At 45.6% G+C, this 11948-nt stretch carries 12 protein-coding genes and 1 pseudogene; 7 read left to right on the forward strand and 6 right to left on the reverse strand.

From position 1 onward, the window contains the following. Positions 1-365 (reverse strand): DUF92 domain-containing protein (locus PMI05_RS13650; protein ID WP_007722341.1); only part of this gene is annotated, 365 nt, incomplete at its 3' end. Between the two features lie 233 nt (positions 366-598). Here PMI05_RS13650 and PMI05_RS13655 point away from each other — a divergent pair. After that, on the forward strand, positions 599-973 hold the full coding sequence (locus tag PMI05_RS13655) for a nuclear transport factor 2 family protein (RefSeq protein ID WP_007722348.1): 375 nt from the start codon (positions 599-601) through the stop codon (positions 971-973). 85 nt (positions 974-1058) lie between these two features. Here the strand turns inward: PMI05_RS13655 and PMI05_RS13660 are convergent, their stop codons facing one another. From PMI05_RS13660 to PMI05_RS13670, 3 genes are read right to left on the reverse strand one after another with little or no spacing between them, the layout of a single operon-like run. Next, positions 1059-1769 carry a B3/4 domain-containing protein gene (locus PMI05_RS13660; RefSeq protein ID WP_007722350.1) on the reverse strand — a complete coding sequence of 237 codons (711 nt, stop codon included), beginning with the start codon at positions 1767-1769 and terminating at the stop codon, positions 1059-1061. Positions 1770-1797: 28 nt separating this feature from the next. Beyond that, positions 1798-2436 carry a LysE family translocator gene (locus tag PMI05_RS13665; protein WP_007722354.1) on the reverse strand — a complete coding sequence of 213 codons (639 nt, stop codon included), beginning with the start codon at positions 2434-2436 and terminating at the stop codon, positions 1798-1800. 33 nt (positions 2437-2469) lie between these two features. Then, on the reverse strand, positions 2470-3093 hold the full coding sequence (locus PMI05_RS13670; protein WP_007722355.1) for an FMN-binding negative transcriptional regulator: 624 nt from the start codon (positions 3091-3093) through the stop codon (positions 2470-2472). Between the two features lie 102 nt (positions 3094-3195). Between PMI05_RS13670 and PMI05_RS13675 the strand changes: the two genes are divergently transcribed. Together PMI05_RS13675 and PMI05_RS13680 are read left to right on the forward strand one after the other, a co-directional pair. Then, positions 3196-4575: a PLP-dependent aminotransferase family protein gene (locus PMI05_RS13675; RefSeq protein ID WP_007722356.1), complete on the forward strand. Its 1380-nt coding sequence runs from the start codon at positions 3196-3198 to the stop codon at positions 4573-4575. A 56-nt stretch (positions 4576-4631) separates the two neighbouring features. Continuing rightward, positions 4632-5034: pseudogene (locus tag PMI05_RS13680) on the forward strand (hypothetical protein). A 54-nt stretch (positions 5035-5088) separates the two neighbouring features. On the opposite strand, the gene PMI05_RS13685 reads toward PMI05_RS13680, so the two are convergent. Continuing rightward, positions 5089-6330, reverse strand: a complete 1242-nt coding sequence (locus PMI05_RS13685) for an amidohydrolase family protein (RefSeq protein WP_007722362.1) — start codon at positions 6328-6330, stop codon at positions 5089-5091. A 283-nt stretch (positions 6331-6613) separates the two neighbouring features. Here PMI05_RS13685 and PMI05_RS13690 point away from each other — a divergent pair, with 283 nt between their 5' ends. Next, on the forward strand, positions 6614-8083 hold the full coding sequence (locus PMI05_RS13690; protein WP_039960759.1) for an amidohydrolase family protein: 1470 nt from the start codon (positions 6614-6616) through the stop codon (positions 8081-8083). Between the two features lie 57 nt (positions 8084-8140). On the opposite strand, the gene PMI05_RS13695 is transcribed toward PMI05_RS13690, so the two are convergent. Continuing rightward, complete coding sequence (locus tag PMI05_RS13695) at positions 8141-8923, reverse strand: SDR family oxidoreductase (RefSeq protein WP_007722365.1); 783 nt, start codon at positions 8921-8923, stop codon at positions 8141-8143. Between the two features lie 231 nt (positions 8924-9154). Between PMI05_RS13695 and PMI05_RS13700 the strand changes: the two genes are divergently transcribed. The 3 genes from PMI05_RS13700 to PMI05_RS13710 all read left to right on the forward strand — a co-directional run bounded on the left by PMI05_RS13700 (position 9155) and on the right by PMI05_RS13710 (position 11769). Then, the gene (locus tag PMI05_RS13700) at positions 9155-10228 is read left to right on the forward strand and encodes a branched-chain amino acid aminotransferase (protein ID WP_007722366.1); all 1074 of its coding nucleotides are present in this window, start codon (positions 9155-9157) and stop codon (positions 10226-10228) included. A gap of 166 nt (positions 10229-10394) precedes the next feature. Next, positions 10395-11111, forward strand: a complete 717-nt coding sequence (locus tag PMI05_RS13705) for a GntR family transcriptional regulator (RefSeq protein ID WP_007722369.1) — start codon at positions 10395-10397, stop codon at positions 11109-11111. Between the two features lie 25 nt (positions 11112-11136). After that, positions 11137-11769: a sterol desaturase family protein gene (locus PMI05_RS13710; RefSeq protein ID WP_007722371.1), complete on the forward strand. Its 633-nt coding sequence runs from the start codon at positions 11137-11139 to the stop codon at positions 11767-11769. The last annotated feature ends 179 nt before the right edge of the window (positions 11770-11948 follow it).

Consider the following 11948-nt stretch of genomic DNA (forward strand, 5'->3'; position numbering starts at 1 on the left):
TCGGCTGTGACCGCCGCCATCACGCCGAGGAACGCGTACCACCAAAGCGGATGAGACCACGCCGAATTTGCTACACATAACAGGAGCCCAAGCCCGCCGTTTGCGAGTACCTGACCAGCATCGCGTCTCCCTGTTTTCTCATAACCACTCTCGGCCTCTTGCTTTTTATGCTTTTTCCACTTGGACAATAAGGTGGATGAGACAAAAAAAGCGATGAGGGAGCCGAACCAGATAGGGCTTCCGAGTGCGTACATCACGGTGCCGAGTATCACCGCCGCCAAAAAGCCGGAACCAGACAGCGACCGTTTTACATAAGCGGCCCCCGCAATCCCGGCGCTGCATGCCAGACCGATTAACCACTCCACAGTTTTCCGCCCCCTTTGCTTTGAACTATTATACCTCAACGCAGCAGGCAAGATGAGCGGTTGAATAACGGATGTGGGAAAAAGGTTAATTGGGTACACAGTAGAAATAGTAAATACGAATGGCAAGATTGAAAGCATAGCAAGTGACGAAGAGAGTTAAAAAGTACAAAAAGTTGGGCATAGATAGACGTGTTGTACGAACGGGTATCTTATTAAAGAAAGGATGATTTGTAATGAAGACTTCTCTCAAAGAGAATGCGGTGTCGTTTTTGCAACTGGTAGCGTCGGGGAATGTGCGAGAAGCATACCAAAGATACACTGGTCCGAATTTCCGCCACCATAATCCCTTTTTTCGTGGCGATGCTCATTCTCTTATGCTCGCAATGGAAGAGAACGCCGCAAAGAATCCTCATAAGATTCTCGAAGTGAAACGTGCCATCGAAGAGGGGGAGATCGTTGCGGTTCATTCCCATGTGAAGCAAAACCAAGAGGATCTTGGGGGAGCTGTGGTCCATATCTTCCGTTTTCATAACGACCAAATCGTCGAATTCTGGGATGTAGGCCAGCCCATACCGGATGATTCCCCCAATGAGAATGGAATGTTCTAAGTCAGGATATGGTGGTTGAGCGAACGGGTATCGATCGTTTCATAAACACAAAGAATGGCAGCCAGTGCATTTGGCTGCCGTTTGTTTAACCAAAGATGGTCATTTCCTTATGATTGATATCTAACACTTCCATCTTCACCATACCGCCAAGATGATGTGGCACTAAATCAGACAATTCTTTTAGCGCCATATGGAATTCATCGCTTCTTGTTTCATCTATTAATTCAATACAGAGGAATGCATTTTTCGTATTTTCTGTTAGCATCGTCCTCTGAGCTTCACGCCAATTCCAGCATCTGCAGATGGCACCGTCATCATCTTTATAAACAATTTCCCCTTCATATGGCGAAGCATTTTCATCCTGTCCCAAAGGGATAAACGGTTCGTTGCCATTTGCTTTTGTTAGCCGAATATCGCCTACAAAAGTATCGATATCTTCTCCACCACACGGAAGCCCATAACGCAATGAAATGGAATTATAGATGTCAACAAGCGGGTTTATTGTTCCGATCGGATTGCCATTTTTCACTCTTTTTAATAAAGCTTCAATGGAACACCTTGCCCCTTTCTTTGTCTTGAATTTCTGAAAAGCTTCTCGCCAAACGGAAATGACAGGATTACTACTGAATTCCTCCAGACGTAAAAATTTATGTGCTTCTTTCTCTGCCTCCTGCAGCAGCTTCTCGTATTTTTCAACGTCTCTAATTGAATTATCAATTCCTTGGCAAATCACGATGCCTATTTTTGCATGCGGAAATAACGACCAAAAATCATCTTCAATGATAAATCTAGTCATAACCTATCTCTCCGTTTCATTTCACTTATTATGTTTTGGAGGGGCTCGCAAAGGCGGAGAAAATCCCTAGAGCAATATATAAATAACCAGTTATCCGATTCACTACCTTTGAACTCGCCGTACTACCCACAATCCGCTTTCTCATACTTGCTGCGAGAACTGCATACAGACCATCGCTAACAAAAGCTAGGATAATAAATATCGTTCCCAAAAGCAAAAATTGAACGCTGACTGATCCAGCAGTAGGTGATATGAATTGCGGAAAGAAGGCTAAAAAGAAGAGGGCTGTCTTCGGATTCATTACCTCGACAAGCGCTGATTCGTAAAAAATCTTTCGTAATTTTTTGCGAGGGGCTTTTGGAATTTCGGAAGCCGTTCTATCAGCTGTAGAAAATAAAGTCTTACACCCCAAATAGATAAGATAAGCAGCACCCAAGTATTTCACGATATGAAAGGCTGTTGCAGATGTCATAAGAATCGCAGAAACTCCGATTGCTCCAGCTAAAACGTGAACAGAACCACCAAGAGACACGCCGAGGACTGATACCAGGCCCGCTTTCTTACCTTGATCGATACTTCTTGCCATAATATAGAACACAGCTGGTCCAGGTATGATTAACAATGTAGAAGCGGCAATGACAAATAGCCAAATAGTTGAAAACTCCATAAGAAGCAACTCCTTGTTGTATCTATCGATTGATCATTTAAATAACTCTTTCCGTTGCTCACGCATCCACTGAGAAACTTGAATTTCCCCCTGATCATTTGATTTTTCAAGCTCTGCCACAATCGATTGATAATCGGTGTTGTTGCGATTTTGGCTCATTTTGGCTGCCCCTTGAATAGAGGTGATTTCAATCTCAAAACCAACGATTCCTTTCATCTCTCTCTCAAGCAACTCAGGATTGAAGGTCTCCCAGAGCCGCCCATTTTCTCGGTCAGATTCATAGTGTGTAAGCATAGAATCCAAAGCCGACTTTAGTTCATCCTTCGTGAGGATACGTGCTGTCCCATACGCATGTACAGCGAGATAGTCCCAAGTGGGAACCTGTTCAGACTCATACCAGCTTGATGAAATGTAAGCGTGTGGTCCTTGAAAAATAAGCAAAACATCTCTATTGTTATCCAACGTTTTCTTCTGCATGTTTCCGTATGCGATGTGCCCAGTCGCATAGATTTTCCCTTCCTCTTCACGAATTTCTAACGGAATATGCGTAGCCAATGGGCGATGTTCATCAACCGTGATCAATAGGGCAAACGGGTTAGACTTCATCATTTGAACTGCCTCATCATGTTCCATACGATATTGCTTAGGAATGTACACAGTAACCACCCTTTCAACTTGTACTTGAACCAAGAGTATGATACAAACTGACATAAAAAAAGATACAATAATAAATAAATATACATGTCAGAAGGGGTGCAAATGAAAAATACCATTTTTACCTTCAAAGATAACTCTCCAAAATACAAACAAATCTACGAGAAATTTAAATCATTTATTGAACAAGGCGACATTAAGGCGGATGAGCCATTGCCCTCTATTCGTCAACTCGCAGATTCCTTACATGTCAGCCGTAATACAACCTTAATGGCATATGAACAACTTGTTGCTGAAGGGTATATTCGTGGAGAAGGCCGAAAAGGTTATTTTGTAAATGAGTTAGAGCCCGTTTTATTTCAAGAGGCCCGCAGCTCTTCTACTCACAAGCAAACAGAGCCGGTACCATCTGTTCGCATTGATTTTCGCGCAGACGTCGTCGATCAAGCGCATTTCCCTTTAAAAACGTGGCGGAGGATCTCGAATCAAGTATTAACGGAAAAGGAGAGCTTTCGGTACGGGGAGCCTTTTGGTGAATGGAGCCTACGTGAGCAAATCGCAGCCTATTTACTCCAGTCTCGTGGAGTGAGAACAGAAGCAGATTCCATCATTATCGGGAGTAGTACCCAACAAATGCTTGTGTATCTCGGTCTTGTCCTGAAACATGATTTTTCTAGCGTGATTGTGGAGGATCCTGGTTATGATGGCGCTAGAAATGCTTTTCAATTAAATGGTTTAACACTGGAAACATTACCCGTTTATGAGACAGGTGCTGATTTTTCACACTTGGAACAAATGAAATCACGATTGATTTATGTGGCGCCGTCCCATCACAGTCCATATGGGGTAAGTATGCCCATTCAACAAAGGCATGCCCTCATCCATTGGGCAGAAAATAGGCAAGGGTATATTATCGAAGACGATTATGATAGTGAATATCGCTATACCCAACAACCATTTCCGGCTCTCGCTTCCATCGATTCAACGAGAGTTATTTATCTCGGAAATTTCTCGAAATGCTTTCTGCCAGGGATACGTTTAAGTTATATGGTATTGCCACAGTCGCTTATCAACTGTTATAAAAATCAATTCGCACATTTCGAGAGCACCACTTCACTACTTAGCCAATTCGCCATGGCGAAATTTATGGAAGAAGGGGAGTGGAATCGCCATATTAAACGCATGCGTCTTGTTTATAAACGAAAAATGCAGCACTTCGCTTGTGAATTAAGGAAGCATTTCAAACAACATGTTTCTATCATTGGGGAGCAGTCTGGTTTGTACTTATTAGTCAAAGTACACGTGGAGCGTTCAGAAGAATGGCTCATTCAACAAGCGGCCATTCAGGGAGTCAAAGTCTATCCTACTTCACTCTTCTTCATTAAAAACAAAACCGATCAACCAATGTTGAAACTTGGTTTTAATAATTTATCAAGTGATGAAATCCAACTTGGTGTGAAGCTCTTAAAAAAGGCTTGGTTTTAAAATTCATCACACGTTTACCACAAAGAGGGATAGGACTTACATAAGGGGGGACTGGAATGGAGTGGGCTATGATATTGGAGTATGGATGGGTGCTACTTGTCCTGATGGGCCTAGAAGGGATCTTGGCAGCAGACAATGCTTTGGTGATCGCAATTATGGTGAAGCATCTGCCAGAGAAAGAGAGAAAGAAAGCTCTATTTTATGGGCTTGCCGGAGCCTTCCTGGTTGCTGCAACGCAAGCCTGGAATAGAGACAGCCGCATTTTTGATCGTCGGCTGGGTTGGCGTCAAGTTGGCCGTATACACACTGTCGCACCCTGAGCTAGGATATTTGGCAGCTGATTTTCCAAAGTCAGTCGCGTGGAAGGCAACGTTCTGGACCGTTCTTCTCTTGATCGCTGTACTGGGTTGGTTCTTATCTAAAGAGAAGGAATCTTCCTCCAATCATCCTGTGGCTTAATATCAGACAAGACATAAAGAGGCTTCGCCCAAATCGGCGAAGCCTTTCCATCTATTATCTGCCCGCTTCCATTCTCTCCAAAGCACCATGCACAATTTTTCCTTTAAACATAACAGCTGCTCGACGAGATTTTCTCGCAATCGCTTCCGCAGAGCAGGAGCTTTCTGCAAACACGATGCTTGCCTCGTCGCCAACATTTGGCCATGCACGGTTGCCATCTTTATCGAGCGTTGTTTTTCCTCCGGTGATGAAGTACAAGGATTGCACCAATGATTTCTCATCGACCCAACGGTAGCGCTCGACCAGACGGTTTAGCTTATCCAGCATATCGCCTGTACCATATGGCGACCACGAATCGTAGAATCCATCGTAACCAAGTGCGACTTGTACGCCTTTGGCATGAAGCATCGGAACAGGTGGCATCGCCCGATTAATCGGAACGGTCGTCATGATCATCGTTCCCAGCTGGGACAATCGATCTGCCATGTCCAAGCTTTCCTCCATTGACACATCTCCGAGCGCAAAGGCATGACTGATCGCCATGCGGTTTTGCCAACCAGCTTCCTCAGTCAGATCGAGCAGTCTTTTGATCGTATAAAAGCCGAGTGTCCCCGGATCATGCAGGTGAATATCGACATCCGCATCTGCTTCCACCGCAATGTCCATCATTTCACGCAAGGAGCCTTCCAATTCATTATCAATCCCAGCCGGGTCCAAGCCCCCAACCAGTGTAGCGCCTTCCTTCATCGCTTGTCTCATCAAGGAGCTTGCTTGTGTACGCAGGAGCCCCTGCTGCGGGAAAGCAACGATTTCATACGTCAGGCGATCGCTGTACTCTTCCAGGGCTGCACGCACACCCTCCAGGTTTTTTAGCCCGATGTATGGATCGATGTTGACGTGTGTGCGCACATGTGTGGCACCGCCTTTGATATGCAACTGGAGCATCGCTTGTGCGCGCTCTTTGGTCGTTCCAGTTATCAGCGGCATTTCTTTTGCTTCGAACTCCAAGCGATCGATCAGTTTTTTCGGAGGAAGGCAAGACTTCCAGGTTGCGCCTGCATACGTTTTGTCCAGGTGATTATGCTTTTCAACAAAAGAGGGCAGGGCCAATAAACCTTTTGCATCTTCTTGCGGTAAAGTGGTGTCGAGTTTTTCGTTCGCCGATACGATCTCTGCGATTTTGCCATCTTCGATTTTCAAATGACAGATTTCTGAGAGTGTGTGAAAGACGCCGTCTTCTCCTGTTTCAAATCCTTTATCGAGACGAACGTTGGTTAACCAAAAAGCTTGCATCACTAGAAATCAGCCCTTTCTCTATCTTGCATGTAGTGGATGAGAGTCCAGTCTAGCTGTCTATGTTAATTGTATTGAATATTTCGAATAAGTTTTTTCATCTTTTTTACTAGTTTTTGCATGATCTTTACGTATTGCGTGGAATCTTGCGTGTTTTCGAAAAGGAGTAAAGATTGTGCAAATACATGTAAAAGTTTTGAAACAAATTTTACAGAATATTTCCTATAATAACAAAGGATACAATGGAATGGATAGGCCGGAACGAGAAAGAGTAGGGAGGATCATCATGAAAAAGAAAATAACCGCAAAATATGTCATCGGTTTTGACGGCGAAGATCATGTGATTATCAAGGATGGGGAAGTCGTTTACGAGAATGACACCATTGTGTATGTGGGGCACCATTTTGATGGCGAGGTAGATGAAGTGATCGATGCTGGCAATGCAGTAGTCAGCCCGGGCTTCATTGACCTGAATGCGTTGGGTGATATTGATCACGACATCGTACATCTGGAGCAAGCTTCTGCTAGAAACAAAAACATGCTCTGGTCGGAAGACTACTACCGCAAAGGCTACCATGAGGTAATGACCCCTGAGGAAGAGGCGTTCAAATCCCTTTTCGCTTACAGCCAACTGATTCTAAATGGGGTAACGACAGCGATGCCGATTACATCCGTCTTCTACAAGCGCTGGGCGGAAACGTATGAAGAGCTGGCAGCCGCAGCCGATCATGCAGGACGCTTGGGATTGCGTATGTACATGGGGCCGAGCTATCAATCCGGTATGCGTGTCGTGAAGGCAAATGGAGAGATTGACGTACTGTGGGACGAAGCGGAAGGACAAGCAGGTCTGGAGCGGGCCGTACAATTCGTCAAAGATTTCGATGGGGCTCACAACGGACTCATCCGTGGAATGCTGGCGCCGGAACGAATCGAGTCACAGTCTGTAGAGAACTTGATCAACACAAAGCGCTACAGCGAGGAGCTCGGATGTCCTATCCGTCTGCATGCTGCACAAGGTCTCTATGAATATACGGAAATCCATCGTCGACACAACAAATCACCGATTCAGTTCCTGAATGAGCTCGGCTTCCTCGGAAAGAAAACGGCAATTCCGCACGCACATTTCATTCCAGGGTTTAGTAAAGCGAAATTCGGAGAGGGAGACGATTTGGCGATCCTCCAAGAGACAGGCACGACCGTGATTCACTGCCCGCTCGTAGTCGGTCGCCATGGCGAGGCACTCGAATCGTTTGCCCGTTACAAACGTCGCGGCGTCAACATCGCGATTGGAACCGATACGTTCCCGCCTGACTTCATCCAAAACATTCGCACAGCCAGCATGCTGTCTCGTTTGGTGGAAGGCGACGTCGCAGATTCCAGCTACGCGGATATTTACCGCGCAGCAACATTGGGCGGCGCACGTTTCCTTGGCAGAGATGATCTGGGACGATTGGCGCCGGGGGCAAAAGCAGATATCATTGCCATTGATCTGGACGGTTTCCACATGGGTGCGGTTGATGATCCAATCCGTACGATCATCACATGTGGCTCAGGTCGTGATGTGAAGCTCTCAATCATCGCTGGACGCACCGTAATGAAAGACCGCCTCATGCCAGGAGTTGATCTGGAAGAGATCAAAGCAAAGGGACAGCGTTACTTTGACAAAATGCGTCTGGGCTACGTCGAGCGCGACTATCAACAGCTGGGCGAAAAAGAGCTGTTCAAGCCTTCTTTCCCAATCGTGAGCAAACCATAGCTTGAATAAATAGAAGAAGCACAATCTGCTAGAAACGGCGGATTGTGCTTTTTTCACTTACCGGATGAATCCGCCTTCGGAATGCATAATCTGTCCGGTAATCCACTCCGCTTCGTCACTTGCCAAAAAGGCGACAAGACGCGCTGCATCTTCGGGCTGTCCAATCCGTCCCAAAGGAAATCGCTGCAAAATGTTTTGCTTGATTTCTTCATTCATCCAGCCTGAGTCGGTGGGCCCAGGATTTACAGCGTTGACCGTAATCCCTCGCGTGGCTACTTCGGCAGCCAGTGTCGTCGTGAGGGCATCCACGGCTCCTTTTGTTGCGGCATATGCGATCTCGCCGACCATAGGGCCTTTGGACTGACCAGATGTCATGTTGATAATTCGTCCTCCGCGTTGTTGAGAGAAGCGACGTGCAAATTCCACACTGAGCATTGTGGTCGCTCGCACATTGATGGCATAATGTGCGTCCAAACTGGCAATATCCAGTGCCTCGTAGCCGTCATTTGTCGAGTAGCAAGCGTTGTTGACGAGGATGATTGGTTCGCCCAGTTGTGCTGTAGCTGCGCCGAGCACCTCTTTGTAGGCATCAGGATGTGACAGGTCGATCTCGATCCCGGCACATTTAACTCCGTAGCGTCTGATCTCTTCCTGCAAGATTGCAGGTTCATCCATTTGAATCCCATGCGTCATGGATTGGTCATAGGCGGTCCAATACGTATGGAAAATATCGGCGCCGTGTGAGGCTAGCATTTTACAGATAGCAGCACCAATTCCTTGAAGGCGGCTGGCTCCTGTTACTATGGCAATTTTTCCGTGCAATCGAAGGTGTGTGGTCATACAAATCCCTCCTCATTCTGTCACTATACATTCTTTTCGGGATACCTATTCCTTTCATCCTGCATACGAAGAAAAAAATCGATCACGAAAACTTTGCGAATTTTTCGCTAAATAACCATAAATTGTAGGGGTAGGAGAAACTTACGCTGGAAATCATGCAAAATTGTTGCTATTTTGTATATATAGGAAGTTGTTCAAATAGTGGATTTAATACTAAGGGAGATGTAGAAGATGGAGTGTCAGTTAACAATTACCCGGACAGAACAGAAAAAAGAGAAACCAGCTTCTGACAAGCTGGGGTTCGGTGTTCATTTTACCGATCATATGTTCACCATGGATTATACAGAAGGTAAAGGATGGCATGATCCACAAATTGTTCCTTACTCTCCGTTGACATTGGACCCGGCAGCAATGGTGTTCCATTACGGGCAAGCTGTTTTTGAGGGCTTGAAAGCTTATCGGAATCAAGAGGGCAAGGTTCGCTTGTTCCGTCCTGATCAAAATTTCAAGCGTATGAACCGTTCATTGGAGCGTATGAGCATGCCGTTGATCGACGAGGAATTCATGGTCGAGGCATTGAAACAGCTGGTGGCAGTAGATAAAGAATGGATTCCAACAGAAGACGGACAGTCTCTCTACATTCGTCCCTTCGTAATTGCGACAGAGCCATGCTTTGGTGTGCGCGCTTCGCATACGTACAAATTAGTGATCGTGCTCTCTCCAGTTGGAGCGTACTATGCGGGTGGCATGAAGCCCGTGAAAATTTACGTAGAGCACAATTATGTTCGTGCGGTAAGAGGCGGAACAGGAAACGCTAAAGTGGCAGGTAACTACGCAGGCGGTCTGAAAGCACAAGTGGAAGCAAAAGAAAAAGGTTATGAGCAAGTGCTGTGGCTCGATGGCGTAGAGAACAAATATATTGAAGAAGTAGGCAGTATGAACGTGTTCTTCAAGGTAAAAGGGGAAGTGTGGACCCCATCATTGAACGGCAGCATCCTGGAGGGTATCACGAGAGATTCGACCATCCAATTGCTCAAGGACTGGGGAATTCCAGTCGTAGAGAAGCGGATCTCGATGGAAGACCTGCATACCGCTTACGTCAACGGTGAGCTGGAAGAAGCATTCGGTACCGGAACAGCGGCTGTTATTTCCCCAGTCGGTGATCTGAATTGGAACGGACATCAGATGATCATCAACGGTGAAAAAACAGGGGAATTGACAACGAGACTGTACGACGAGATGACAGGAATCCAATACGGTGAGCGTGAAGACAAGTTTGGCTGGTCGGTAGAAGTGACAGAATAATCACACCAGTAACACAAGAGGCATAGCCTTCTCTTTTTCGAAAGAGGGCTATGCCTTTTTTGCTCGTGTAGGAAAGTTCATCTTGACAGGAAGTTGTGTAAAATACTACCATCTGTGGTAATACCACAAAAAATTGTTATAGGACCAACGGCACAAGGAGGCGATTATGACATTGGAGAAAAAAGGGGGAAAGAAAGAACGGGCGTCGGATCAAATTGAGATGAAATTAATCAAGGCAATTTTGACCAAAGAGTATCCTACAGGAAGTACGCTGCGACCGGAGCGGGAGTTGGCAGAGTACTACGGGGTAGGTCGGCCAACCGTTAGAGAAGCACTGCAACGCTTGGAAAGAGATGGCTGGATCACTGTGCGGAAAGGGCATCCGGCAATTGTCAACGATTATTGGCATCAAGGTAATGTAATGACCCTTGTCCATATCATTCAAAACCACGAAGATGTTACGGATGAGTTTATTTCGTACTTGCTGGAACTACGGATATCGTTGGCGCCTGTTTACATTCGTAATGCGGTTGCTGCTCATCAGCCGAAGGTAGTCGCATTGCTTGCCAATCTCGATCAACTGAAACCTGATGCTGATTCTTATGCAGCGTTTGACTGGGAACTGCAGAAAAATCTGACGAGGCTTTCTCCAAATCCTATCTATTTACTGATTGTAAACAGTTTTGATTCCTTTTACCTAAAAATGGCGCGAAGGTATTTTTCCATCCCGGAACACCGCGAGGCATCTTGGCACTATTACCATGAACTGTTGAACGTCGCTTTACAAGGAGATTTCATCGAAGCAGAGCGTGTAGCCAGAAAGGCAATGGAAAAAAGTTTGGAGCTGTGGAAAAACCGAACCGTGTTGGACCAAGACAAGTGAAGGAATACAAGAGGAGGGCGTTCTGTTGAAGGCAAAGTTTCTGAAGGAATTCTTTACGTTTCCGGATATCCTCATCATGAGCATTCTACTTCTGATTAGCTTGTCTTTCACTATTGCTGAATGGTACGTGTTGGAAACCTGGGTGGCACTCGTGGCGGGGATGATTGGATATGCGGCAAGCGAATACTTGATTCATCGATTTCTCTTTCACCTTAAACCGCCTCGAAATCCATTTCTTCTCCATTTGTTAAAGCGCTTACATTACGATCATCACGCTGATCCGAACAACTTGCACCTGTTGTTCTTACCCGTGTGGTACAGCTTGCCGCTCATTGCAGGAACCGGAGCCATTTGTTATCTGCTTACTTCCGACGTGATTGTGACCAATGCCTTTGTTACAGGCGTGATAGGATTTCTGCTATTTTATGAATGGACGCATTATATCGCCCATCGTCCGGTTCAACCCATATCTCCATGGGGGCGCTGGATGAAAAAGCTCCATCTATGGCATCACTTCAAAAATGAACACTATTGGTACGGTGTTACCAGCCCTGTTTTTGACGTCATGCTGGGAACTTACAAGAATGAACAGGATGTCGAGAAAAGCTCGACGGTGAGGGATCTGGAAAGACGATGGGACAAAGATGTTGAACTGTAAATGGTCTTTCATGCAAAACCATTGTTCCGTAAAAATAAAGTTGTAGACTGTAAAATAAAGTATTAGACCGAAAAATAAAGTACTAGACTGAGAAATAAAGTGTTAGACTAGCGCCTGTTATTCAACTAAACCAGCTAATAGGATGTCAACATTTTTCAATAAAACGTGTTTTGTTTAAT

The sequence above is a fragment of the Brevibacillus sp. BC25 genome (assembly GCF_000282075.1).
In the GTDB taxonomy this organism is placed as follows: Bacteria; Bacillota; Bacilli; order Brevibacillales; family Brevibacillaceae; genus Brevibacillus.

Bases quoted from the DNA above. Each gene is read 5' to 3' on its own strand.
- PMI05_RS13655 (WP_007722348.1), top strand. From the start codon at position 599: ATGAAGACTTCTCTCAAAGAGAATGCGGTGTCGTTTTTGCAACTGGTA.
- PMI05_RS13660 (WP_007722350.1), bottom strand. From the start codon at position 1,769: ATGACTAGATTTATCATTGAAGATGATTTTTGGTCGTTATTTCCGCAT.
- PMI05_RS13665 (WP_007722354.1), bottom strand. From the start codon at position 2,436: ATGGAGTTTTCAACTATTTGGCTATTTGTCATTGCCGCTTCTACATTG.
- PMI05_RS13675 (WP_007722356.1), top strand. From the start codon at position 3,196: ATGAAAAATACCATTTTTACCTTCAAAGATAACTCTCCAAAATACAAA.
- PMI05_RS13690 (WP_039960759.1), top strand. From the start codon at position 6,614: ATGAAAAAGAAAATAACCGCAAAATATGTCATCGGTTTTGACGGCGAA.
- PMI05_RS13695 (WP_007722365.1), bottom strand. From the start codon at position 8,923: ATGACCACACACCTTCGATTGCACGGAAAAATTGCCATAGTAACAGGA.
- PMI05_RS13700 (WP_007722366.1), top strand. From the start codon at position 9,155: ATGGAGTGTCAGTTAACAATTACCCGGACAGAACAGAAAAAAGAGAAA.
- PMI05_RS13705 (WP_007722369.1), top strand. From the start codon at position 10,395: ATGACATTGGAGAAAAAAGGGGGAAAGAAAGAACGGGCGTCGGATCAA.